Consider the following 25,010-nt stretch of genomic DNA (forward strand, 5'->3'; position numbering starts at 1 on the left):
AACTGGCTGGGGCTGCGGGGACGCGGCACCCGGTGCTGTCAGATCGACTTCTTCGGGGTGTGCGCGGCCGGTTCCTGAACATCGTCGGCGTCCGGTGCCACGTTGACCGCCCCGATCTGCGGCCCCGGGGCGGAAACCGCCGGGACCAGGGGGGCCAGCGCGTCCTGGCTCAGCGTCTGCAGGTCCTGCTCCGCGCTGGCCGCCACGCTGCCCGCCGCGGCGGCCTGGCTGCGCAGGGCGTCGATGGCCTGCACCCCCTGGGCCATGGCGGCGGCGACGATGGCCGACGGCGGCAGATTGGGCGGCGGGCTGGGCAGCGGGGCCACGACGGGCGGCGGCGGCGGATCCTGGGGCGCGGGCGGCGGTGGCCCCGGGGGGACGGCGATGGGCATCGACAGCAGGCGGGCGCAGGCCGCGGCCACCGCCGCCGATCCGATCATGCCGGCGCCCTGTTGCCGGTTGATGGCGTTGTGCATGGCCATGCCCATCGTTTCGACCATCACGGCATCCAGCATGCCGAACGCCTGGGACGGGGCCTGCCCTGTCAGCAAAGTGACAACGTCGGCGACGCTGTCCACCACCTGGCTGTTGACCGTGCCTTGTTCACTCATTTCCCGGTTGCTCCCTTGGCGATTATGAAGGTCAGGACCTGGGCCAACGCCGCCTCCGCGAGGACTTGGCCGCGTTGCTGATTGGCCACCGCGTTTTCCATGGCGAGGCCGATGCTGTCGGCCATCGCGGTATAAGTCATGGCCATGGCCAGCGAAGGCGCGGTGCCGATCTCCAGCACCGTCGCGTTGGCGACGGCCGAAAGGGGGCCTTTGATGCCTGCCACGTTCGCCCCGGCTTCGGCTGGTCACGGAACCTCTCGGGGAAGGAGAGGCGCGCGAACGCGCCCCTCCCCGCCGGATCAGACCAAGCCGGTGGCCAGGATCTCCCGGGTGGCGACACCCGTGGAGGCCGTGTCCAGCGTCAGCAGGGTGGACACGGCCTGGGCCGTGGACGCCTGCATGGTGACGTAGGACTGGTTCTGGTTGTTCGTGGCATTATGCGCCGCGTTCGACAGCGCTTGGCCGGTGGCGACGAACAGGTTGCCCATGGCGATGGCCGGCGCGTCACCCAGGACCTTGGTGTTCACCTGGCTGACGCTGTCGGTGATCTGGCTGTTCACAGCGGTCGGAAAGGCCATTGTTCCACTCCTCTAATTGAAGCCGGCCACGGCATGCGACCGGCCGGTTGCGTTCAGGATTGCGTGCGTCCCCCGTCATTTCAGGACTTTGGCGACGGCCACGCCGGTTGAGGCGACATCCAGCGAATACAGCAGGGCCACGCCCGCCGTCGTCGCCGCCTGCGCCGTTACGTACATCTGCTGCTGCGCCATGGTCGCGTTGTGGGCGGCGTTGGCCAGGGCTTGGGCCGTCGCCTGATACAAATTGCCCATGGCGATGGCCGGGGACGACCCGACGACCATGACGTTGCTCTGGGAAACGGAGTCCGTGATCTGACTGTTGACAGCCGTTGGAAAAGCCATCGCACGATCTTCCTTGGGCGTGGGGTCATTGCCACCGGCGCCGGATCAACGCCGGGGAAGCAAAACCCCGGCGTTGATCCGGCGGGCCGTTCTTAGACGGACAAGACCTGCTTGGTGGCGACACCGGTGGTGGCGGTATCCAGCGAATAGAGCGTTGCCACGCCCATGGTGGTGGCGGCCTGGGCCGTCACGTAGGATTGCTGCTGGGCATAGGTGGCGTTATGGGCGGCGTTGGCCAGGGCCTGCGCCGTCGCCTGATACAAGTTGCCCATGGCGATGGCCGGGGCGTCGCCCAGGACCTTGGTGTTGGCCTGGGTGACGCTGTCGGTAATCTGGTCGTTGACGGAAGTGGGAAATGCCATCTCATCGCTTCCTTATCGAAAAGTGGGTCGGTCGCCCCGGCCCCGAACCGGGAGGGCCGGCTACGCCGGTGGCGGGGCGCGCGTCCCCTGACCCGGAAATCCGCGAGGGGACCGGGGCGGATCGGAACGGCGCTGGTTTCTTGGGAGGGGGCCGGATGGACCGGACGGTCAGGGCGTGCCCAGGCCTTTGACGCCGGTGCCCAGGATCTGCTTGGTGGCGACGCCGGTGGTGGCGGTGTCCAGCGAGTAGAGCGTGGCGACACCCATGGTGGTGGCCGCCTGCGTCGTCACATAGGACTGCTGCTGGGCGTTGGTGGCGTTGTGGGCGGCGTTGGCCAAGGCCTGCGCCGTCGCCTGGAACAGGTTGCCCATGGCGATGGCCGGGGCGTCGCCCAGAACCTTGGTGTTGGCCTGGGTGACGCTGTCGGTGATCTGGTCATTGACGGACGTGGGGAATGCCATATTTCCTCCTCGGATCATTACGGCCGCGGGCAACGCGGTCCGATGGTTGCGAGATCGGGTCGGCCCACGTCGAACACGCCGGCCATGTCGCCCAGTTTGCGTTTCGGGTTGTGTGTTCCGACCACGAAACCACTATAAGGACGCGCCTTCTGGGGCGATTGGTCTTTCGAATGGAATAACCGGCAGGATCGACGCGAATTCGGCGGCATCAGACCAGCGGATTTGCGCGGTTCGGCGTTTTGTCCGCATCCCTGAAAACAGGGCCGGGCCCGGATATCGGGCGGCCATCAGGCGTCACACCACTTTACGCCGGACGGACGGATCCACGCTCCACCAAGGTGAAGTCCAGCACAACGTCGCGCGGCGCGGGGGTGACACCGTCCACCATCCCCTTAGCCATGGGGCCGCCCAGCGCCTCCACCAGCAGGTCGATGGCGCGGATGGCCATATCCCTGATGGGTTGGCGCACGGTGGTCAGCGCCGGCCAGACCCGGGTGGCGACCAGCGTGTCGTCGAAGCCGGTGACGGCCAGGTCACGGGGTAGCGTCAGGCCCCGCCGGTGGGCGGCCCACAGGGCGGCGGCGGCCATGTCGTCGTTGGCGGCCATGATGGCGTCCGGCGGCGGGGCGAGGTCCAATAGGCCGCCGGCGGCGAGAAGGCCCGTTTCGAAACTGAAAAGTCCCTCCACGCACAGCTCCGGCCGGTAGGGGAGGCCGTGGGCCGCCAGCGCGGCCTGGTAGCCCTGCAGCCGGGCGACGCTGTCGGAATGGCCGCCGGGACCGGTGACGATGGCGATACGACGGTAGCCCCGGGCGATCAGCAGTTCCGTCACCGCCCGGCCCGCCGCGTGGTTGTCGATGCGCACCGTGGCCATGTCAGGCAGTGGGCCCGCCGTGGCGATGGCCGCCGCCGGCACGCCCAGGGCGCGCAGGGCCGGCACCCCGCTCAGCAGTTCGGCGAAAGGCGGGATCAGCAGCAGCGCGTCGGCGCCCGAGCGCACCAGCGACTGGGCCACGGCCACCGCCGTGTCGAAGGTGGCGTCGCCGGCGCGGCGCACCATCAGCTGCAACCCCTTCTCGGCCGCCGCGGCCGACACCTCGCCGTGCGCCAGGCTGAGGAACATGCTTTCGACGTCGAGGTAGATCAGGCCGATGCGGGCCGGCGCCGCGCCCACCAGGTAACGGGCCGCCTGGCTGGGGACGTAGCCCATTTCCTCGATGATGGCGCGAACCCGGACGCGGGTGGCGTCGCCCACCTTGCCGGTGCGGTTGACGACGTTGGACACGGTCATGGCCGACACGCCGGCGCGCTGGGCCACGTCCTGGATGGTCACCCTGTCCCGCTGTCGCCGCGACCGCCGCATCCGTCCGCCGATCCGTATCCCGATCGCCGACGGCAAGACGGCGGCGCCCCCGCCAGGCTGGCGGAGCGCCGATATTCCCTTGCCCAGGGATGGTGACGCAAGGGCCACGCCGCCGAGACGGCCGTGCCAGCACCGCCCATCCCATGGAATGTTCGCGGCGCTGGTGATCAGGCCCGGTCGATCCGCGCGGCATAGCAGCCATATTTGGCGTAATGCGCGTGGATATAAGCCACTTCCGGCCATTCCAGCAGCCGGCGGATGACGGGGATGGCCTCCGCCCCTGCCACCAGGTCCGCCGTCACGATCATGTGGCCCGAGTCAAAACACCGTAGGGATAGGACGCGACGCGCCAGCGCCAGCGGCACGGCATCCACTGTGCGACGGGCCTCATCCACACCTTCGCGCACATAGATCGCGTGGGCGGAGCGATAGGGGGTGAAGGCCGGCTGGTGCTGATGGTTCACCAGCACCACGCGCTCCCCCGGCAGGGCATCATCCAGGCTGGCACGGCAGGGGAAGGCGCCAGGGGCGTCCACGACTTGGCGGCGGGCGCCGGCGGCCAGCAAGCCGGCCTCATCCAAGGCGAACAAGGGGGCGAAGGGGGCCGGGTCCAGGCCGGTGACGGTGAAGGACAGGGTCATGATGGCAACCGATCGTCAGGTGTCGATGTCCCACCCTGCCCCGCCCCACCGCTTCAGCCATCCCGTTTCCTGCGGCCGAATGAGCCTCAGTCGCCATAAGCGTCCGGGCCGAAGGACGGCGGCCCAGGCTTGGCCACCTCCGTGGGTGGCATCTGGTCGGGATCGGGCATCACCTGCACCAGGGTGCAGGGGCTCCCCTGACTGTCGAGCGCCACCGGCGACGCCAGACGCTGCATCAGCAGGAGAATGAAGGCGAGCAGGAGCAGCCCCAGCAGCGCGCGCGACAGCGCGCCGCCGGCGCCACTAGAAAGGCGGCCGGTCATGATGGAGTCCTTCAAGGTTTCGGGGGTGCCGCCCGGGGATGCGGGCCCCGGGCGGAGGGGCGTCCGACTGCGGGATCGCTCCGTCACTGGCGAAGTATCGGTCACCAAACCCTTGGCAACAATGTGTATTGCGCGCAGTCTGCCTTCGCCGATGGCGAAGGGTTATCCGTGAAGGGGGCTTCCCATGCAATTCGACCTGATCGACCTGGCCCTGTTCCGTGACGTGGTGGAGGCGGGCAGCATCACCTGGGGGGCCGAGCGGGCGCACCTGGCCCTGGCGGCGGCCAGCACCCGCATCCGCAACATGGAGGTGTCGCTGGGCGCCACCCTGCTGGACCGGGGACGGCACGGGGTGACACCCACCCCCGCCGGCCGCGCCCTGCTGGCCCATGCCCGCGCCATCCTGGACCAGACGGAACGCCTGCGCGAAGATCTGAGCGTCTACGCCGGCGGGGCGGCCGGCAACGTCCGCATCCTGTCCAACACCAACGCCCTGACGGAATTCCTGCCCGAGTTGCTGAGCAGCTTCCTGAACGCCCATCCCCTGGTGTCGGTGGATGTGGAGGAGCGGTTGAGCGATGAGATCGTGGCCGCCATCGCCGACGGCACCGGCGACATCGGCATCGTCGCCGGCACGGTGGAGACGGGCGACCTGGAAACCTATCCCTTCCGCCAGGACCGCTTCGTCCTGGTGGCGGCCCCCACCCATCCCCTGGGCGGGCGCGAGACCGTGACCTTCGCCGAGGTGATGGACCACGACCTGGTGGGGCTGGACCGAGCGGCGGCGCTGCAACGCTTCCTGTCCGACCGGGCGTCCCGGGCCGGCCGGCGCCTGCGCCTGCGGGTGCAGCTGCGCAGCTTCGACGGCATCTGCCGCCTGGTGGAGGGCAATGTCGGCATCGGCATCGTGCCCGAAACGACGGCGCGCCGCGCCGCCCAGACCATGGACATCCGCTGCGTCACCCTGACCGACAGCTGGGCGGTGCGCGACCTGAAGGTCTGCACCCGCGGCCGCGCCCGCCTGCCCCGCTTCGCCAAGCTGCTGACCGATCATCTGCTGAACACGCCGCCCCGGGGGCCGCTTCACACCGCGGCCATGGAGCCACCGGCGGCGGCCCCGTAGCGCCCGGGTGCGCTTTTCCCTACACTTCCGCGTCCATGACGACGGGCCGGCATAACGGCCCCCAAACCCCGAGGAAAGCCCCATGCGTCTGCGGCCCTTGCTCCAGCTGGCCGTCCTGGCCGGCGCGACCGCCTTTAGCCTGCCCACCCTGGGCGCCGAAGAGGCCAAGCCCGACCCCGTCCTGGCGCAGACGGTGGCCTCGCCCGCCCGTTCGCCCCAGTTCCAGGCGCGTGACGCCGCCCGGCATCCCCTGCAGGAGCTGGCCTTCTTCGGCCTGGCGCCCAACCAGACGGTGGTCGAGATTTCGCCCAGCGGCGGCTATTGGACGGAAATCCTGGCGCCCTATCTGCACGACCGGGGCACCTACTACGCCGCCGCCAACCCCCGGGGAACGGACAACGCCTACGCCAACCGCGAAAACGCCGCCTTCGACGCCAAGCTGGCCGCCGACCCGGCGCGTTATGGCAAGGTCAAGGTGACGGAATTCGGCCGGGGCCATTTCGACATCGCCCCCGCCGGCAGCGCCGACCTGATCGTCACCTTCCGCAACCTGCACAACTGGATGGACGGCGGTTACGCGGATGAGGCCATGGCGGCCTTCTACCGGGCGCTGAAGCCCGGCGGCGTCCTGGGCATCGAGGATCACCGCGCCAGCGACGCCCAACCCCAGGATCCGAAAGCAACCAACGGTTACGTAAGGCAGGATTACGCCATCGCGCTCGCCAGAAAGGCCGGCTTCGAACTGGTGGGCAGTTCCGAGATCAACGCCAATCCCAAGGACAGCAAGGATTGGCCGGAAGGCGTATGGACCTTGCCCCCAACCCTAGCGCTTAAGGATAGAGACCGGGAGCGCTATCTGGCCGTGGGCGAGGCCGATAATTTCGTGCTGAAATTCCGGAAACCTCCGCAATAAGCTGATTAGTTTATACAATATTCAGATAACAAACGAGTCTCGCGCCGTGCCGCCTTTGGCCGCGGCGCTTTTTCGCGCCAGCGGGGCGGGAATGCGGCGATCCGCCACGGCATAAGCCTTAAGCAATAACATTTCCATTTTTGACACCTTGGCATTTCTGCCGTTATCAAAAATGTGACAAAATTCGCACACTTATCGGTTGATACCGATTGTTACAAAATCCGCCGTTTACTCGATCGCACTTCTGCAAAAGAAATTGGTCGCAATCCTGCCCCGGTATGGGCGCGGGGCTGGCTGGGCGCCGATGGGGGGCCGGCCAACGATCAAGACAGAAGAGAGATTGAGGAGAGGCATGAGGGAGATTTCCGTCGCCGCCCGCCGCAAGGTGTGGCGCCATGGCATCGCTGCGGGCGCCCTGATGGCGCTGGCCGCGACCACCGCCCAGGCCCAGCAGAAGCAGCAAGCCGCCGCCGATGATTCCCTCGAGGAAATCGTCGTCACCGGTTCGCGCATCGCGCGCCCCAACCTGACGCAGCCCACCCCCGTCCAGGTCATCAATTCCGAGGCCATCCAGGCCACCGGCCTGACCTCGACCGTCGACGTGCTGAGCCAGCTGCCGCAGACCCAGAACGACATGGGTCCGTCGACCAACGCCCGCTTCATCAACGGCGCCGGCGTGAACTTCGCCAACCTGCGCGGCCTGGGCGAATACCGCACCCTGACGCTGGTGGACGGCAAGCGCCATGTGGGTTCGCTGTCCGGCCGCAACGGTTCCGGCGGCACCTCGCTGGTCGACTTGAACAGCATCCCGCCGGCCCTGGTCGAGCGCATCGAAGTGGTGACGGGCGGTACCTCGGCCGTGTACGGCGCCGACGCCGTCGCCGGTGTGGTCAACGTCATCACCAAGAAGAACTACGAAGGCGCTGAAGCCACCATCCAGTACAACTGGTCGGACGGGGACGGCTACCAGTCCACCGACGTCAGCGCCATCGTCGGCCACAACTTCGACGGCGGCCGCGGCAACATCACCCTGGCGGTCGACTACAACCACGACCTGGGCCTGCACGGCAGCGACCGGCCCGAAGCACTGTACAACTACACCCTGGTGGCCAACCCGGCCAGCAAGAGCGCCAGCGACGGTATCCCCGACCGCATCACCATCTCCCCGACCGTGTCGTCGGTGCTGGCGGCCAGCGGCGCCCCCGTCATCCGCACCTGGCTGGACGCGGCCCACCCGCAGTACAGCTACACTTTCAAGCCCGACGGCTCGGGCATCATCCCGTTCAACCGCGGCACGCTGATCAACGGCATCCCGGCCGGCAACAAGACCAGCGCCGGTGACGCCAACTCGATCGGTGGGGATGGCTACAACCCGTCCAAGTACCTGACCCTGCGCACCCCCAACATCCGCGAAGTGGCCGACACCCTGGTCAACTATCGCCTGGCGCAGGACCTGGGCCCAATCGACACGGTGAACTTCTTCGCCGATCTGAAGTATTCCGACAGCCGCGGCACCAGCCGGTCCACGCCGTTCACCAACGGCACGGGCACCCCCGCCACCGGCACCAACGGTCAGTTGGGCTCCGGCGCGCTGACCATCCAGGCCGACAACGCCTACCTGCCGTCCGACCTGAAGGCGCTGCTGGCCACCGACAAGGTGTCCAGCTTCACCATCACCCGCGTGAACGACGATTGGTATGGCCCGCGCGAATACGCCTACGAGTACGAGGTGATGCGCGGCGTGTTCGGCCTGAACGGTGACCTCACCAACGGCTGGCATTACGAGGCCTATTACGACTACGGCCGCAACCGCACCAGCTTCGTGAACACCGACAAGGTCGTCAGCCTGTTCAACCAGCAGCTGGACGCCGTGAACGTGGGTGGCAAGATCGTCTGCCGTGACGCCACCGCCCAGGCCAACGGCTGCGTCCCCATCAACCCCTTCGTGGTCGGCCCGCTGACCGCGGCGCAGAAGAACTACGCCTACACCTACACCAAGGAAATGGCGACGCTGCAGCAGCACGACGCCGCCTTCAACCTGAACGGCGACCTGTTCAAGTTCCCGGCGCTGTTCAGCGGCACCGTGGCCCCGGTCAGCTTCGCCGCCGGCGTCGAGTACCGCAAGGAAGAGTTGGTGGACAAGACCGACTTCCTGCAGAACCAGCCCACCGGCACCATCTATGGCAACCAGAACGGTTCCGTGTCTGGCAGCTACGACACCACCGAAGTCTACGGTGAGTTGAGCGTCCCCGTCCTGCGCGACCTGCCGTTCGCCAAGGCCGTGGACCTGGACCTGGCCTATCGTTACTCCGACTACTCGCTGGCCGGCCCCGCCAGCACCTGGAACATCCAGGCCGGCTGGGCCGTCAACGACGACGTGAAGCTGCGCGGCGGCATCGCCCGCGCGGTGCGCGCGCCCAACATCGACGACCTGTTCACCCCGGCCGGCGATAACTTCCTGGGCGTCAGCGACCCCTGCTCGGTCGAAAACATCAACGCCAACGCCACCCGCGCCGCCAACTGCGCCAAGGTGGTGCCGGCCGGCTACAAGTCCAGCGACTTCGGCAACCCGTCCACCCGTACGGGCGGCAACATCAACCTGAAGCCGGAAATCGGCCGCACCCTGACGGCCGGCGCCGTGTTCACGCCGACCTTCATCCCGGGCCTGAACGTCACCGCCGACTACTGGCTGGTGAAGATCACCCAGGGCCAGGCGGCGCTGACCTCCAACTCCATCCTGACCAACTGCTATGATCTGAGCGCCGCCGCGCAGTGCGGCCTGATCAACCGCCGTGCGGACGGTTCCATCGCCACCATCTATGGCAACACCGTCAACATCGGTAAGGAAGTGGTGCGCGGTCTGGACTTCCAGGTCGACTACGCCTTCGAGCTGGACAAGGTGGGCCTGCAGAACATGGGCGGCCTGAACCTGGGCTTCACCGGCTCCTGGGTTCCGGAAAGCATCATCATCCAGGACCCGGCCCACGCCGAGAACAAGCTGTACCGCGCCGGCACCGTCGGTTACCCCCACCTGAAGGGCCGTTTCACCGGCACCTGGGATTGGAACAACCTGACGGTCACCTGGTCCAGCCGCTTCATCGGCGAGTCCGAGACCTTCCCGAACTCCACGGCCGAAATCGCGGATTTCAACAAGATCCCGACCTACTGGTACCACGACATCTCCGCCCGCTACCGCTGGAAGAACATCACGGTGTTCGGCGGTATCAACAACCTGGCGGACAAGATGCCCCCGGCCGTGCCCTTCCTGTACCAGGGCTCGTACCAAGGCGGTTCGTACGCCACGTTCCCGGTCACCACGGGTGGCGGCGGCTCGTACGACATCGTCGGCCGTACCTTCTTCGTCGGCACGACGGTGAAGTTCTGATGAGTGCGGGGGCCGGGCGGCGATGCCGGGCCCCCACCCTTCGAGAAGTCGGGGCCGCGATCGGGAAACCGGTCCGGCCCCTTTTCGCGTTCGGCCCCGCGCGGCCATCGCCGCCGGGCCTTGGGAGAAATGGATGAACCACATCCGCATTGCCGCCCCAGCCCTGGCGGCCGCCTTCCTGGCCATGGCCTTGCCGGTGGCCGTCCGGGCGGCGACCACCCCCAACGCCGCAAGCGAGGTGGTGGCCTGCAAGAAGATCGCCGACCGGGACCAACGCCTGGCCTGCTTCGACAAGAGCAGCGATGGATTGGAAGCGGAGATGAAGAAGGTGGAGGCCACCTTCGGCAGCCCGCCCAGCGTCAAGGCCGACCAGACCGAGGCCACGTTCGGCAAGCATGAGCCGCCCCCGCCGCCGGTGGCGGCGGAACTGGACAACATCCAGTCCCGCATCGTCTCCATGCGTCCCGATCCCGCCGGCCGGCCCGTCTTCACCCTGGAAAACGGCCAGGTTTGGCGCTCGCAGGAAAACGCCCGCATCCACCTGAAGGGCGGCGAGAGCGCCACCGTGTCCCATTCGATGCTGGGCATGGGCTACCAGCTGCAGGTGGGCGACATGTCCTACAGCCTGAGCGTGGTGCGGGAGCGCTGACGCCGGCAGGCCCCAATGGAAACGGGCGGGATCGTTTCCCGCCCGTTTTACTTTGCAAACATGCCGCTGTTTAGTTCTGCGCCGGGCTGCCGGCGACGATGAACTTGCGGATGTCCTGGGTCAGCTTCTCGATGGCCTGGGGCTGCACGTACATCATGTGGCCGCCGGGGTAGTAGTTGAACGATACCCGGCCGGTGGGCACGCCGCCGGCGTTGAAGCTGTTCTCGGTATGGAAGAACGGCGTCGCCAGGTCATAGTAGCCCATGGCGACGAAAGCCTTCATGCCCTTGTTCTGGCGCATGGCGTCGCCCACGAAGGGGCCGACGTCGGTGCCGCGGTAGGGCTCGCCGCCGCCGCCATCCACCTGGGCGTAGTTCCAGCGGCGGTAGAGGGAGCCCAGCACCTTGTACTCCCGCCCGCCCATGTCCAGGCCCAGGTCGTTGCGGAAATAGGTGTTCACCACGGCGCTGAACGCCCCGCTCATGCCGTTCAGCGAGGGGTCGTTGTCCGGCCGCTCGCCCGAGCTGTCGTAATCCTCGCCCAGGTAGCGGCCGTCGATGCGGCCGATGCTCTTGCCCTGGTCGCGCAGCAACTCCTTCATGAAACGGTGGTCCTGGATCTTCAGGTTCGACTGCTCGATGAAGGCCGGGGACAGGCCGGTGAAATGGGCCAGCTTGGCCACCACCGCCTTGTGCTGCTCCGGCGACAGCCGGTTGCCCTGGATGAGGGCCGAGGCGTACTCGGTCGCCGCGAACTGGCGGGCGTCGGCCAGGAACTTGTCGAAGCCCATGGAGGTGTCGGCCACCTTCTTGTGGTACCAGGCCGTGGCGGCGTAGCTGGGCAGGAAGGACCAGTAGGGCACCAGGTTGCCCCGCGTGAAGGTCAGCGAGGTGTAGTCCATGGCCGGCGAGATCAGGATGATGCCGTTCAGGGACACGGTGGAGGTGGTGCCGCTCAGTTCCGGCAGCATGGCGCCGGTCCGGATGCCGCCATAGCTTTCACCGCCCAGGAACTTGGGGCTGTTCCAGCGCTTGTTGTTGCCCAGCCAGACGCGCACGAATTGCGCGACCGACTTCGCGTCCTCCTTCACGCCGAGGAAGTCCTTCTCCTCCCCTTTGCCGACGGCGTGGCTGTAGCCGGTGGCGACCGGGTCGATGAACACCAGATCGGTCACGTCCAGGATGGAATAAGCGTTGTCCACCAGCGGGAAGGGCGGCGGGCCCGGATTCTCGGCATCCGCCGGGATCTGCACGCGCTTAGGGCCAAAGACGCCCATGTGCAGCCACAGGCTGGCGGAGCCAGGGCCGCCATTATAGAGAAAGGTCACCGGCCGCGTGGCGGGATTGGCGCCCTTCTTGGTGTAGGCGACGGAGAAGATGCTGGCGACGGGTTCACCCTTCTCATCGCGCAGATAGGTCTCTCCGGCCGAAACGGTGTAGTCGATACGCTTGCCGTTGAAGGTGCCCGAGCGGTCGACGGTGACGCGCTTGGGCGCATCCACCTTGGACGCCCCATCGGGACCGGCCTTCTGTCCACCGTCCTTGTGATCCTGCTTGTCGTCCTTCCTTTCCTGCGCGATGCCCATCACGGCAGGAGCCATGACCGCCGGCACCGTCACGGCCAGCACGGCCGCCACCAGCAGTCCCCAACGCCTATTCTTCACTGGAACCCCCATTCTTCATTATGCGGACCATAAGCCCGTGTCCCGGACCCCGCTTCCGTGACACCGCCCGCCCCGTTTCTGCCAATGGGGCGGCCCGATGGGCGGCAGCGTAACAAAAGCGGTGGTGAAATGGGGCTCTGATAAAAGTTTTAAGCGGGGGCATAGACTGCGGCTCCATGAACGACCGCCGATGGGATGCGAAGCCGCCGCCGAAGGCTCGCTGAAGGCCGCCCCGGGTTGGCGTCCTCAACCAGGCGGGATGGTCGCCCGCGGCCATTTTCCGCGCCACGGGAACCTTTGGACCATTTCCGCGTTTCAGGGTTGGCGTGGTTCCGCGCCGATCCCCCGGCCCAAAAAACCCCTCTCCCTGGAGGCAAAAACAAATCATGGACGTTCCCGGCGCCCCGTACCCGCGGCGGAGCATCCGTCGCCCCGCCCGTCGCCCCGCGCTGATCCGCCTTATGCTCGGCCTGGCGCTCTGCCTGCTCTGTCTGACGCCCGGCAAGGCGCGGGCACAGACACCCTCCCCCCTCAGTGAATGGCAATATTCGGCCGGTGTGCTGTTGCGGTCGAAGTTCGAGAATCCGCTGCCCACCTGGGATGTCAGCGTCGGGGCCGCGACTTCGTTCCAGCCGCGGTACGTCGGCTCCTCCGAATACCATGTGCAGCCGGGCATCAACCTGGATGTGCGCTACAAGGACATCGCCTTCTTCTCCATGGGGGAAGGTGTCGGCGTCAACCTGCTGCGCGGGGAGAATTTCCGCGCCGGCCTCGCCCTGGGCTTCGATGTCGGCCGCGACCAGGATGACAGTTCCCAGCTGCGCGGCCTGGGCGACATTTCGCCCGCGCCGGAGGCCAAGGTGTTCGCGGAGTACACCATCTTCCCCGTCGTGCTGCGCACCGCCGTGCGGCGCGGCTTCGGCGGCAACAACGGCTGGGTGGGGGACATCAGCGCCTATCTGCCCGTCGCCGGGTCGGAGCGTTTCTTCGTCTTCGTCGGCCCGACCGCGACCTATGCCGACTCCTCCTACATGCGGCGCTATTTCGGCATCAACCCCAACCAATCCATCCGCAGCGGGTACCGGCAATACACGCCAGGCAGCGGTTTCAGCAGCGCCGGCTTCGGCTCCAGCGCCGTATGGTTCTGGACGGAACATTGGTTCATGACGGCGGACGGCGCCTACCAGAGGCTGCTGGGCGACGCCGCCGACAGCCCCATCACCCGCGCCCATTCGCAGCTGACCCTGAACCTGAGCGTCGCCTACCGGTTCTGACCGCACGATATTCACGCCTATGCGGTTGGCGGCGCGCGCCCAACCACCCTAAGATGGTGGCGACAGAGGAAATACAGCCCTGGCGGGGTTGGCGCATGCCGAGCCCCGCCAGGGCCTTGGGGGAACCGCACCATGCCACGCGTGATCAAGGTTTTCGATGCGTCGGCGCAGGCCCTGGCGGCGCTGCCCGGCGTCCGCCTGCTGCAGGACTATCCGGCCTTCCGCATCGTGGAGGTGGACGGCGATGCCGCCGCCACGGCGGTGCTGGCCACCGGCCTGACGGAGGACATCAGCGCCCTGTACACGCTGACCATGGCAAACACGGGCGCCGCCCCCATCGACACCGGCATTCCCCGCGTGGCCGCCGACGGCAGCCATGAGGCCCACCCCGCCTATGGGGACCAGGCCGCCTTGGCCCCGGGCGCCCATCACTACATCGTGCAGTTCGTCGGCCCCATCCAGGACGCGTGGCTGGCCGCCGTGGCGGCCACCGGCGCGGAGGTGGTGGAGCCCTATCAGCACTTCGCCATCATCGTCCGCGCCACCGCCGACGAGGCGGGCCTGCTGAGCCAGTTGGGCGCCGTCCGATGGGTGGGCCATCTGCCCTATGCCGCCCGCCTGATCCACGAGGTCGACACGCTGGCGGCCCCGCCGGCGCCGGGCGCGCAACACGGCCACGCCCTGGCCGACGCCTACACGGTGGAGTTCTTCGGCGCCGCCCAGGCCCACGGCCGGCAGGGCGACGTCGCCGCCGCGGGCTTCACCGTCGTGGAGGAGGCGCCGGGCAGCGCCCTGCTGGTGGTGGAAACGGCGGCGCCGGGCGAGGGTAGCCTGCGCGACAAGCTGCTGGCCCTGGCCCAGGTGCACGGGGTGAAGCGCATCGGCCGCCATGTGCTGCCCATGCCATCCACCGACCAGGCCACCCGCATCATCGGATCGGCCAGCGTGTTGACCGACGCCGCCGGCCTGGGGCTTAGCGGCGCCGGGGAGGTGGTCGCGATGTGCGACACCGGTTTGGACTCAGGCGACCCGGCCGCCATCCATCCCGATTTCGCCGGCCGCGTCCTGGCGCTGGAAAGCTATCCCATCAGCCCCAGCTACGCCTCGCGCATCAACAATCCCGGCGCCGACGACGGCCCCGCCGACCGCAACCGCGGCCACGGCACCCATACCGCCGGGGCCCTGCTGGGGGATGGCACCGCCAGCGCCGAACTGCCCAACCTGGCCGGCCCGGTGCGGGGCCTGGCTTACAAGGCCCAGGTGATCATGCAGGCGGTGGAACAGTACCTGGACTGGAAGCCGGTCGAAGGACAGACCACCCCGCCACCCTATTCCCTGGCGGGCCTGCCCAGCGACCTGAAGGTGCTGTACAGCGCGGCCTACGGCAAAGGCGCCCGCATCCATTCCAATTCCTGGGGCGGCGGCACCAAGCAAGCCTACAACTCCTACTGCACGGACATCGACACCTTCATCTGGAACAATCCGGACTTCTGCATCGTCTTCTCCGCCGGCAACGACGGCAGCGACGGTGACGGCGACGGCCGAATTGATCCCGGCAGCGTCACCCCGCCCGGAACGGCCAAGAACTGCATCACCGTGGGCGCCTGCGCCAACAACCGGCGGGACATCAACATCACCAACGGCGCCAAGTGGGGCAGCAAGGCCGCCCCCGTCGACGCCTTGGTGGCGGGTGGCCCGGACCAGATGGCGCCCTTCAGCAGCCGGGGTCCCACCCAGGATGGGCGGATAAAGCCGGACGTGGTCGCGCCCGGCACCTTCATCCTGTCGACCCGGTCGCAGCGTCTGGCCAGCTACAATGGCCAGACGCCCTATTACGCCCCAGCCACGCCCTTTTACATGTATGAGAGCGGCACCAGCACGGCGGCCCCCCTGGTCGCCGGGGCCATCACCCTGATCCGCGAGTATCTACGCACGCAGGTGGGCCTGCCCTCGCCGTCGGCCGCCCTGCTGAAGGCGGCGCTGATCGCCGGCGCGGTCCCCTTGGGCGGCACGGCGCCGGGGGTGGAAGATGGCCCCCTGCCGGACATCAACCAGGGTTTCGGCCGTGTTCACCTGGACACCATCCTGGCGCCGGCGCCCCCCCTTCGCGCCACCTTCCTGGATGGCAACGGCGTCGCCACCGGCGACCTTTACCAATACAGCCTGCAGGTGGCGGCGGATGGCAGCCCCCTGCGGGTGGTGATGGCCTACAGCGACTATCCCGGCGCCAGCCTGGTGAACAACCTGAACCTGGTGCTGCGTGGGCCCGACGGCTCCACCCTCACCGGCAACGCCGGCCTTGGCGGGCAAGGCTCCAATGGGCAAAGCTTGGACAGCGCCAACAACGTGGAGGCCATCGCCGTGTCCTCGGCGGCGGCCGGCATCTGGACCGTGCAGGTGGTCGGCGCCAACGTGCCCCACGACCGCAGCCCTTCGCCCTGGCCCTGCTGGCCGCCGGTTGAAAAAAGGCGGCGCCCCCAAGGCCGCCGCCCTTCTCTTTCAACGTGTCCGGACAGCACCGTTCCCAACACCAGCCCGGGGTCTGATCGCCGGGGTGGCCGGTGCCGCGCGTTCTGACCGGCGGCGTTACAGCGCGTCGGTGTCGGTCTCACCCGTGCGGATACGCACGGCTTGCGCCAGTTCCAGGACGAAGATCTTGCCGTCGCCGATCTTGCCGGTGTTGGCGGCGGCCTGGATGGCCTCCACCGCCTTGTCGGCCAGGTCGTCAGGCACGGCCACTTCGATCTTCATCTTGGGCAGGAAACTGACGGCGTATTCAGCGCCCCGGTAGATCTCGGTCTGGCCCTTTTGCCGGCCATAGCCCTTGACCTCGGTGACGGTCAGGCCCTGGACCCCCAGGCCGGTCAGGGCGTCGCGCACCTCATCCAGCTTGAAGGGTTTGATCACCGCGATAATGAACTTCATCAGACCACTCCCTGATTGGATATTCGTGATCGCCGGGGGCGGGTCGGCCGGGTCAGTCTAACATCGCCGGCCGATTTCTGTTCCCACGGATCCGCTTGGACTTCAGTCCCTTAGGGATAGCTTGGCCATCCCCAAGGATACGCAACCAAGGCTCAGTGGATGGACTCGCCGTGCAGGGCGATGTCCAGGCCGTCGCGCTCGACGTCCTCATCCACGCGCAGGCCGATGACCAGGTCGATCACCTTCAGCAGGATGAAGGTGATGACGCCACACCACACGATGGTGAAGGCCACACCTTCCAGCTGGGTGATGACCTGGGCGGCATTGCCCTCGATCAGGCCCAGCTTCGTGTCCGGCGCGTCCTTCAGCGTGGCGGCGAAGGCCCCCTCGCTGTTGGCCACCGCCATCTTGGCGAACACGCCGGTCAGGACGGCGCCGACGATGCCGCCGATGCCGTGCACGCCGAAGGCGTCCAGGCTGTCGTCATAGCCCAGGGCCTTCTTCAGCGAGGTGGCGGAGAAGAAGCAGATGATGCCGACGGCGATGCCGATGGCGAAGGCGCCCACGGTGTCGACGAAACCGGCGGCCGGGGTGATGGCCACCAGGCCGGCGACGGCGCCGGAGATGATGCCCAGGACCGAGGGCTTGCCCTTCACGGCCCACTCAACGAACACCCAGGCCAGCGCGGCGGCGGCGGTGGCCACCTGGGTCACGGTCATGGCCATGCCGGCGCGCGGACCGGCCGTCAGGGCCGAACCGGCGTTGAAGCCGAACCAGCCCACCCACAGCAGCGAGGCGCCGATGAGGCTCAGCACCAGGTTGTGCGGGCTGAAGTCGGCATTGGGGTAGCCCTTGCGCTTGCCGATCACCAGGCAGGCCACCAGGCCGGCGATGCCGGCGTTGATGTGCACCACCGTGCCGCCGGCGAAGTCCAGCACGCCCAGCTTGGCCAGGTAGCCGTTGGGGTGCCACACCGTGTGGGCCACGGGGGCGTAGACGACCAGCGACCACAGCGTGATGAAGATCAGCATGGCCGAGAACTTCATGCGATCGGCGAAGGCGCCGGTGATCAGCGCCGGCGTGATGATCGCGAAGGTCATCTGGTACATCATGAACACCGGCTCCGGGATCGTCGGGGCCAGGGCGTGGGTGCCGGTCGGGTCCATGCCCGCCAGCAGCACGCGGCTGAAGCCGCCGATGAATTCCTTGGCGTCGGCGGCGTCGCTGGCGGCGGAAAAGGCCAGGCTGTATTCGACCAGCGCCCACAGCACGGTCACCAGGCAGGTGATGGCGAAGCTCTGCATCACCATGGCCAGCACGTTGAACTTCCGGACCATGCCGCCGTAGAACAGCGCCAGGCCGGGAATGGTCATCATCAGCACCAGCGCCGTGGACGTCAGCATCCACGCCGTGTCGCCCCCACTGATGGTGGGCGCTGCGGGCGCCGCAGCGGCGGCCGCGGCCGCGGCGGGGGCCGCGGCGTCCTGAGCGAAGGCCAGCGCCGGCGCCATGCCGGCCAGCGCCATCACCATCAATCCAAGTAAACGGTTCCCAAGCAAACGGTTCATCTGGCTCCCCATTCCCGTTCGTTTAAGCCGGTTCCGGCACCCCCAGGTCTGCCCCGGGAACCGGTCCGGCCATCAGCCAACCGTCCACTCCTTTCAAAGTTCGTGCCGCAGCGCGAATGGGGCCCGCGGGCGGCGGGAACGCTGGCCCGCATCCCCTTGTCCGCCACCCCCATTTGTTGCCGAAAGGTTAAAAAAATCGCACGCTTTTCGGGCCGACCGCCCGGCATCATCGAGCAATGCCTATATTTCAGGCATTTCACGCTTTGGCACAGCTTGTGGTTTCAGCTTATTTTTGAAGCTGTTTCAAGCGGCTGGGCCTATTGGTTGCGCCAACCGTTTCGGAGGGAAACGTAGAATTTCGTTCCACGCCTAAAAATCGTGCACATTTTTTCAAATTCCGCCACATCGGCACAACTTATGGAAACCAGTTTCACTGAATAAATGGTTTCTCACAACTTCTCAGCGTAAAAAACACGCATCGGACCCGGGGCTTGGCAAATCAACCTTTTGTGGCCGTGTCGTCCACCCTGCGGCCAAGCGACCCAGGTCAGGAACGCCGGAGCGGCGCCTTATTTTCAGGCAGCCAGTCGCGATTGGCACCGATCTTGCTGCATCGCAATACGCAGTCATCGCCTACATAAAACAATCAACAAGCCTCACGGAGAATAAACAATGGCCTCAGTTCGGGAGATTGAAGTCGACTGTCCGCTTGCCACTCGCGCGCCGGCCCCGCGCGGACGCACCACCAAGACCGTTCTTCTGGCGGCCACCGCCGCCGCCGCCATCAGCCTGATGGTGGGCCTGTCCGCCATCGCCACCCCGGCGCTGGCGCAAGAGGCGGCCCCCGCCGAACCGCCGGGCATCAAGTGGTCCGCCTATGTCGAGGCCGGCGCCACCTTCAATAGCAACGGCCCCACCGGCGGCACCAACTACGGCCACCTGTTCACGGACAAGACCAACCAGCTGGTCCTGAATCAGCTGTCGGGCACCGTTTCCAAGGATCTGGACCCCAAGGCCGAAGGCTTCGACTGGGGCTTCAAGGTGCAAGGCTTCTACGGCACCGACGCGCGCTACACCCACTTCCTGGGCATCCTGGACACGGGCATCAAGGAACGCACCCAGTTCGACCTGGTGGAAGCCAACGTCCTGCTGCACTTCCCCAGCCCCGGCGCCGGCGGCCTGGACCTGAAGGTGGGCGCGTTCTCCACGCCGCTGGGCGCGGAAGTGATCGCCGCCCCGTCCAACCTGCTCTACAGCCACAGCTACATCTTCAACTTCGGCCTGCCGCTGAAGCACACCGGCGCGCTGGCCACCCTGCACCTGACGCCGGACATCGACCTCTATGGCGGCATCGACAGCGGCGTGAACACGACGCTGAGCGACGGCGACAACAACAGCGCCGCCGCCGGCATCTTCGGCATCGGCCTGAACAACCTGGCGGACGGCAAGCTGACCGTGCTGGCCCTGACCCATGTGGGTCCGGAGAACCCCAGCCTGAAGGCGCCGCTGGGCTATGCCGACGCCAACAACGAGAACCGCTGGATCAGCGACATCACCGCCACCTTCAAGGCGACGGACGAACTGACGCTGATCACCGAGTTGAACTACATCAAGGACGACCTGTTCAACGTCGACGGTGGCGGCATCGCCCAGTACGTCAGCTACACCCTGTCGCCGGAGCTGACGGCCACCCTGCGCGCGGAATGGTGGCGGGACGGCCACGGCTTCTTCGTGGCGGCCTTCCCCGGCAACCGCGATTTCGTCTTCCTGGAGAAGGGTGAGCCGCTGGAGAAGGGCGCCATCGGTCCGGGGGTCGGCACCAGCTATGGCGAGCTGACCCTGGGCGTGACTTGGAAGCCGGCGGATCTGGGCCTGCTGGACGGCCTGACCTTGCGGCCCGAGGTACGTTACGACAAGGCCAACCACGCCGCCTACGACAACCTGACCAAGGACGACCAGTTCACGTTCGGTGTTGATTTGATCCTGCCTTTTGGCGGGTGATCCGCTAGTATGGGCGCGGGCGGGCGGTTCCCTGGGACCGCCCGCCCCTCTTGATTAAAATGAATGAGGTTGGACGTCGGCCCAGACCGGCGCCTCTGTTATTTTCGCATTTTTGATCTGGCCGCTTGTGGACGTGGGTACGCCCGTGCGCTTCTGCCGTGCATCCTGCGGGATGCCCAGGGTCACCGGATGGGCGCACCAGGTCCTTGAATGTCCTTGTGGACGTCATGAGGGGTCGCCCGCGGAGGCGTGTTTGCTGACAGGTTTGCCGGTTTCCTTGGCTATCGAGCCCCCACCCGCCATGACGGTTCCCGCCCCGGCCCCGCTGGACACGTCCACCGCCCCCGGTACCTCTGCCCCAGAGTCCCCCTTGGTTGAGGAGGCGCCCGCAGAGGCCGATGCCGCCCATCCCGAGGATCGCTATCGCCGCCTGTTCGAGCAGGCGCCCTGGGGCTTGTTCCAGACCACCGTCGACGGGCGCTATCTGGACGCCAACCCGGCGCTGGCCAGGCTGTACGGCTATGACAGCCGCGAGGACATGCTGGGCGCCCTGACCGACATCGGCGTGCAGCTCTATGTCGATGCCGGCCGGCGCGAGGCCTTCGTGGCGGAGATGCGGGCGCGCGGCGTCGTCCAGGGCTTCGAATCCCGCATCCGCCGCCGCGACGGCACCATCATCTGGATTTCCGAGACCTGCCGCGAGGTACGCGACGCCAACGGCCAGCCCCTCTACTACGAAGGCACGGTGGAGGAGATCACCACCCGCAAGGAGGCGGAGCAGGCCCTGCGCGCCGCCAATGAGAAGGCGCAACGCGCCAACGAGGCGAAGGAGCGTTTCCTGGGCCTGGTGACGCATGAGCTGCGCACGCCGCTGCACGCCATCCTGGGCTTCGGCGACCTGATCGGCCAGCTGGACCAGGACGAGGTGGCGGAGCGCGACGACTACCTGCGCGAGATCACCAGCGCCGGCAACCGGCTGCTGCGCACCATCAACCGGCTGCTGGACTACACCCGCCTGGCGTCGGGCTCCACCGCCAGCGAGCTGCAGCTGATCGAGCTGGAACCCTTCATCACCCGCCTCATCCGCCAGTTCGGCGGCGGGCGGGACAAGCGCGTGCGCATCCAGCATGACACGGAAACGACCGCCCCGTGCGTGCTGGAGATCGACGGTAATTTGCTGAACCGCGCCCTGACCGAGCTGCTGACCAACGCGCTGACCTATTCCCCGCCAGAACAGGCGGTGGTGGTGGAGATCGGCCAACGGCGGGAGGGTGTCATCCTGCGCGTCATCGACCAGGGCCGCGGCATGTCGCCGGAGGAGTTGCAGGCCGCCGCCGTTCCCTTCGGCAGCGTCATCCTGCAGGCGCGCTCGCGCCAGCAGGGCTTGGGCCTGGGCCTGCCCATCGCGCAGAGCATCGCCAGCATGCTGGGTGGCCACCTGGACCTGGCCAGTTCCCTGCTGAACGGCACCGTGGCCACTCTGTACCTGCCGACACCAGCGGGGCGTTAGGGTTTCATGCGGACCCTAAGGGCCTAAACCGATGCCCCCGCCCGGGCGGCGCACAGCGCCTCCACCTTCGCGGCCAGGCGTTCCACCACCACCGGCTTCAAGAAAAAGGCGTCGGCACCGGCCGCCAGCACCGCCTTTTCATCCGACCGCTCGCTATAGCCGGTATACAGCACGCAGGGCAGGTCGGGCCGGCGGGTCTTCAGCAGGGCGATGAGGGCCAGGCCGGTCATGCCGGGCATGGTCTGGTCGCTGACCACGGCGTCGAAGGCCAGCGGGTTCTCCTCGAACACCTCCAGCGCCTCGGCCGGGGTTTCGCAGATGGCGACCTCGTGTCCGCGGCGTGACAGGCCTTCCAGCAGCATGTCGCCCATCTCTGCCGCGTCGTCCACCACCAGGATGCGCAGGCGGCGGTGCGGCGCCGTCTTCACGGCGGCGGGCGCCAACAGGGGGGCCGCCATCGCCCCGGGTCCCCCCACCGGCAGCAGGACGCGCAGCAGCGACCCCTCGCCCTCCGCCGACATCACCGTCATGCCGCCGCCATGCGCACGGACGATACCGTAGACCACGGGCATGCCCAGGCCGGTGCCCCGGCCCTTGCCCTTGGTGGTGAAGAAGGGTTCGAACAGGCGGGTCATGACCTCCATGGTCATGCCATGGCCCTCATCCTCCACCTCCAACACCACATGCGGCCGGCTCTTGTCGAAGGGCAGGGCCTCGTGCTCCATCCAGCGCCCCTCCGCCACCCGGGCGTCCTCCGGCGCGGGGCCGGGGTAAAGGCGGATGCGGATGCGCCCGCCCTCGCCCCGGCGGGCGTCGTGGGCGTTGATCACCAGGTTCATCAGCACCTGGACCAGTTGGGTGGGGTTGGCGCGCACGTTGGGCACCGATCCCGCGATCTGGAAGCTCATCTCCGTCGTAGCCGGCACGGTGGAGCGCAGGATGCCGCGCGCGTCCTCCAGCACCGCCACAGGGGAAACGGCCTGCAGCTCCCCTTTGTCCGAACGGGCGAAGGTCAGGATCTGGCCCACCAGGTCCTTGGCGCGCTTGCCCACGGCGTTGATGCGGGCGACGTAGCTGTGGGCCTTGTCCTGCGGGTCCAGGTCGTCCAATAGGAACTCGACATAGCCCAGCATGGCGCCCAGCAGGTTGTTGAAGTCGTGCGCCACGCCGCCGGCCAGCCGCCCGATGGCCTCCATCTTGTCCTGCTGCAGGACCTGGCGCTGCAGTTCCTCCCGCTCGCGGGCCACGCGGCGGGCGGCGGAGACGTCGCGCAGAACCATGACGATGTCGCCATTGGGCCGCAGGCTCAGCGTCGTCTCGTATGTCTCCATGGTGCGGCCCCAGACGCTCTCCCACGTCTCGCTCACCATGTGGGCGTAGCCGGTGGACATGAGGTCGGCGCGGCGGCGCTGATGCTCTTCCTCCGACAGGGCCGCCGTCGCCGGGGTCAACAGGTCGCGCCAGCACTGGCCGATCACCGCCGCCTCGTCCGGCGCGCCCAGCAGCGATATGGCCGCGGGGTTGGCGTAGAGCACGGTGTCGTCCCGGTCGAACAGGACGATGGCGTCCTTGGCGGCGCCCACACCGGCCAACATGCGTTCCAGCGCCGTCGTCCGCTCCTGCACCTGGGCGCGCAGGCGATCACGCTCCGCCAGCGTGCCGCGGAAGCGATCCAGCGCCCGGGCGATGCCGCCGATCTGGTCCTCACGTCCGGTGTCGGGCACCGCCACGGCCTCGCCCTTGTCCAGCAGGTCGATGGTCCGCGCCATGCGTGTCAGCGGCACGCCGATGATGGAGCGGACGGCCGCCACCAGCACCAGGCTGATCAGCAGGCCCGCCGCCAGGGCCGCCAGCATGATGGCGGTGCCGATGCCGGCGAAGGGCGCGCTCAGGCCCTGCACCGGCACGTCCAGCAGCAGCAGCCGGCGGCTGTCGCCCTCGAAGAACACCATGGGCACGGCATAGCGGCGGATGCGCAGGCCGTTCCTGTCCAGCCGTTCCACCTCATAGGGCTCGACCTTCAACACCCGGGCCAGCTCACCCGGGCTCAGCTGGAACTGCGGCCCCTCGCCCACCGTGGCCTTGGTGGCCAGCAGGGCATGGTCCGGGTGGTAGGTCCAGTTGGCCTCGCGGTTGATCATATAGATGTTGCCGCCCAGCGGACGGCGGCTGTCCAATTCCTCCGCCCGCGCCTCCAGCGCCAGATCGGTGCCGGCCACGCCGACCAGGCGCCCGTCCACGATCACGGGAATGGTGTAGGAGACCATCCAGATAGGCCGGCCCAGCACGGTGTAGAGATAGGGCGGAATGGCCTGGCGCGCCCGGGACCGGGCCGCGCGGGCGTAATATTCATCGTGATAGAAGTCGGACCGGATGTCGCCGGCCTTCACGCTGCCCTGGCCGTCGGCCACATAGTAGGTGGCGAAGCGCCCGCTTTCCGGCAGGCCCAGGGTGGGATCGCCGTTCCTGAAATTCTGGTCCGGCCCCATGAAGTCCGGTTCCGCCAGAAACCAGAAGCCGACCATGTTGGGATGGGCCTGCGCCGTGCGCTCGATATACTTGGCGACCACCCGCCGGTCGTTGTCGCCGGTGGCGACCATGCTTTCCACCTGGCGGGCCAGGCCTTCGACGAAGGCGATCTTTTCACGGGTGATGGCGGCGATCTCGCCCGCCTGCTTGTTGGCCAGGTCCTGGCCGTAATCCACCGCGAACCGTTCCACCACCGCGCGGCTGGTGCCGACCGCCACGAAGGCCGTGCCGGCCGCCGCCAGCAGGACCAGCGGCACCAGGATCAGCAGCAGGCGGGTGGTGATGCTGCCCTGCGCGAGGGGGCCTCGCGCGGAAGGGGCGTCAGGCGGCAGGCTCACACGCCTCCTTCCCTGGCCGGGCCAGAAAATCGGCCAGCGTGGTGCCCAGGCCGCCGTCGCTCTTTTCCGAGATGGCGGCCCCGTAGATCAGCTGCGCCGCGCGCAGGCAGGGCGCCGTGATGCTCTCCGGCCCGTCGCTGAGGATCAGCAGGGGCATGCGGGGATGCTGCGACCGGATCGCCCGGGCCAATTCCAATCCATCCATCTGCGGCATCAGCAGATCCGAAATGACGGCACGCACCGGCTGGGTCGCCAGCAGGGAAAGACCCTCGCGGGCCGAGGCGGCCATGATGGGGGCGTATCCCAGGCGCCGCACCGCCTCGCACAGATAGTCGCGGAAATACGGGTTGTCGTCGACGATCAGGATGGCGCTCATTGGGATAGGCTTTCGGGCGATGAACAGGAAGTGGCGGTCCAGGTTGTGGGCCGCATATCACCGCAACCGTTCGT

Annotated in this window: 22 protein-coding genes; 8 read left to right on the plus strand and 14 right to left on the minus strand. The window is 67.5% G+C overall.

Annotated elements, in window-relative coordinates; all coding sequences use genetic code 11:
* Positions 1–38 precede the first annotated feature (38 nt).
* From UAA55_RS02200 to UAA55_RS02240, 9 genes are all read right to left on the minus strand, one after another.
* Positions 39–611 (minus strand): RebB family R body protein, encoded by a 573-nt coding sequence (locus UAA55_RS02200; RefSeq protein ID WP_322951032.1) that lies wholly within the window; start codon positions 609–611, stop codon positions 39–41.
* Positions 608–835 (minus strand): RebB family R body protein, encoded by a 228-nt coding sequence (locus UAA55_RS02205; RefSeq protein ID WP_322951033.1) that lies wholly within the window; start codon positions 833–835, stop codon positions 608–610. The genes UAA55_RS02200 and UAA55_RS02205 overlap by 4 nt, the downstream gene beginning before the upstream one ends.
* A gap of 75 nt (positions 836–910) precedes the next feature.
* On the minus strand, positions 911–1,189 hold the full coding sequence (locus UAA55_RS02210) for a RebB family R body protein (RefSeq protein WP_322951034.1): 279 nt from the start codon (positions 1,187–1,189) through the stop codon (positions 911–913).
* Between the two features lie 75 nt (positions 1,190–1,264).
* Positions 1,265–1,531: a RebB family R body protein gene (locus tag UAA55_RS02215; RefSeq protein ID WP_322951035.1), complete on the minus strand. Its 267-nt coding sequence runs from the start codon at positions 1,529–1,531 to the stop codon at positions 1,265–1,267.
* A 92-nt stretch (positions 1,532–1,623) separates the two neighbouring features.
* Positions 1,624–1,893 (minus strand): RebB family R body protein, encoded by a 270-nt coding sequence (locus UAA55_RS02220; RefSeq protein ID WP_322951036.1) that lies wholly within the window; start codon positions 1,891–1,893, stop codon positions 1,624–1,626.
* 168 nt (positions 1,894–2,061) lie between these two features.
* On the minus strand, positions 2,062–2,355 hold the full coding sequence (locus UAA55_RS02225) for a RebB family R body protein (RefSeq protein ID WP_322951037.1): 294 nt from the start codon (positions 2,353–2,355) through the stop codon (positions 2,062–2,064).
* 304 nt (positions 2,356–2,659) lie between these two features.
* Positions 2,660–3,688 (minus strand): LacI family DNA-binding transcriptional regulator, encoded by a 1,029-nt coding sequence (locus UAA55_RS02230; protein WP_322951038.1) that lies wholly within the window; start codon positions 3,686–3,688, stop codon positions 2,660–2,662.
* 197 nt (positions 3,689–3,885) lie between these two features.
* Entirely contained in the window at positions 3,886–4,359 is a 474-nt protein-coding gene (locus UAA55_RS02235; protein ID WP_322951039.1) for a DUF1203 domain-containing protein, read from the minus strand.
* 86 nt (positions 4,360–4,445) lie between these two features.
* Entirely contained in the window at positions 4,446–4,682 is a 237-nt protein-coding gene (locus UAA55_RS02240) for a hypothetical protein (RefSeq protein WP_322951040.1), read from the minus strand.
* 184 nt (positions 4,683–4,866) lie between these two features.
* Here UAA55_RS02240 and UAA55_RS02245 point away from each other — a divergent pair, with 184 nt between their 5' ends.
* The 4 genes from UAA55_RS02245 (at position 4,867) to UAA55_RS02260 (ending at position 10,752) form a co-directional block, all read left to right on the plus strand.
* Positions 4,867–5,805 (plus strand): LysR substrate-binding domain-containing protein, encoded by a 939-nt coding sequence (locus UAA55_RS02245; protein ID WP_322951041.1) that lies wholly within the window; start codon positions 4,867–4,869, stop codon positions 5,803–5,805.
* Positions 5,806–5,887: 82 nt separating this feature from the next.
* The gene (locus tag UAA55_RS02250) at positions 5,888–6,718 is read left to right on the plus strand and encodes a class I SAM-dependent methyltransferase (protein WP_322951042.1); all 831 of its coding nucleotides are present in this window, start codon (positions 5,888–5,890) and stop codon (positions 6,716–6,718) included.
* A gap of 352 nt (positions 6,719–7,070) precedes the next feature.
* Complete coding sequence (locus UAA55_RS02255; protein ID WP_322951043.1) at positions 7,071–10,103, plus strand: TonB-dependent receptor domain-containing protein; 3,033 nt, start codon at positions 7,071–7,073, stop codon at positions 10,101–10,103.
* Positions 10,104–10,236: 133 nt separating this feature from the next.
* Positions 10,237–10,752, plus strand: coding sequence for a hypothetical protein (locus tag UAA55_RS02260; RefSeq protein ID WP_322951044.1), 516 nt, complete (start codon positions 10,237–10,239; stop codon positions 10,750–10,752).
* A gap of 70 nt (positions 10,753–10,822) precedes the next feature.
* Here UAA55_RS02260 and UAA55_RS02265 read toward each other — a convergent pair whose 3' ends face one another.
* Positions 10,823–12,415: a S10 family peptidase gene (locus UAA55_RS02265; RefSeq protein ID WP_322951045.1), complete on the minus strand. Its 1,593-nt coding sequence runs from the start codon at positions 12,413–12,415 to the stop codon at positions 10,823–10,825.
* A gap of 461 nt (positions 12,416–12,876) precedes the next feature.
* Between UAA55_RS02265 and UAA55_RS02270 the strand changes: the two genes are divergently transcribed.
* Both UAA55_RS02270 and UAA55_RS02275 read left to right on the plus strand, forming a co-directional pair.
* Positions 12,877–13,689 carry a MipA/OmpV family protein gene (locus UAA55_RS02270; RefSeq protein ID WP_322951046.1) on the plus strand — a complete coding sequence of 271 codons (813 nt, stop codon included), beginning with the start codon at positions 12,877–12,879 and terminating at the stop codon, positions 13,687–13,689.
* A 132-nt stretch (positions 13,690–13,821) separates the two neighbouring features.
* Positions 13,822–16,266 carry a S8 family serine peptidase gene (locus UAA55_RS02275; RefSeq protein ID WP_322951047.1) on the plus strand — a complete coding sequence of 815 codons (2,445 nt, stop codon included), beginning with the start codon at positions 13,822–13,824 and terminating at the stop codon, positions 16,264–16,266.
* A 9-nt stretch (positions 16,267–16,275) separates the two neighbouring features.
* Here UAA55_RS02275 and UAA55_RS02280 read toward each other — a convergent pair whose 3' ends face one another.
* Together UAA55_RS02280 and UAA55_RS02285 are read right to left on the minus strand one after the other, a co-directional pair.
* Positions 16,276–16,614 (minus strand): P-II family nitrogen regulator, encoded by a 339-nt coding sequence (locus UAA55_RS02280; RefSeq protein ID WP_004271938.1) that lies wholly within the window; start codon positions 16,612–16,614, stop codon positions 16,276–16,278.
* A gap of 152 nt (positions 16,615–16,766) precedes the next feature.
* On the minus strand, positions 16,767–18,146 hold the full coding sequence (locus UAA55_RS02285) for an ammonium transporter (RefSeq protein ID WP_416235164.1): 1,380 nt from the start codon (positions 18,144–18,146) through the stop codon (positions 16,767–16,769).
* A 708-nt stretch (positions 18,147–18,854) separates the two neighbouring features.
* Between UAA55_RS02285 and UAA55_RS02290 the strand changes: the two genes are divergently transcribed.
* Together UAA55_RS02290 and UAA55_RS02295 are read left to right on the plus strand one after the other, a co-directional pair.
* Positions 18,855–20,183 (plus strand): porin, encoded by a 1,329-nt coding sequence (locus UAA55_RS02290; RefSeq protein ID WP_322951050.1) that lies wholly within the window; start codon positions 18,855–18,857, stop codon positions 20,181–20,183.
* A 301-nt stretch (positions 20,184–20,484) separates the two neighbouring features.
* Entirely contained in the window at positions 20,485–21,693 is a 1,209-nt protein-coding gene (locus UAA55_RS02295; RefSeq protein ID WP_322951051.1) for a PAS domain-containing sensor histidine kinase, read from the plus strand.
* A 23-nt stretch (positions 21,694–21,716) separates the two neighbouring features.
* On the opposite strand, the gene UAA55_RS02300 is transcribed toward UAA55_RS02295, so the two are convergent.
* Together UAA55_RS02300 and UAA55_RS02305 are read right to left on the minus strand one after the other, a co-directional pair.
* Entirely contained in the window at positions 21,717–24,560 is a 2,844-nt protein-coding gene (locus UAA55_RS02300; protein WP_322951052.1) for a response regulator, read from the minus strand.
* Entirely contained in the window at positions 24,544–24,936 is a 393-nt protein-coding gene (locus UAA55_RS02305; protein WP_322951053.1) for a response regulator, read from the minus strand. The genes UAA55_RS02300 and UAA55_RS02305 overlap by 17 nt, the downstream gene beginning before the upstream one ends.
* Positions 24,937–25,010: the final 74 nt, after the last annotated feature.

Origin of the sequence: Nitrospirillum guanabarense (genome assembly GCF_034653355.1) — a bacterium.
GTDB lineage: Bacteria > Pseudomonadota > Alphaproteobacteria > Azospirillales > Azospirillaceae > Nitrospirillum.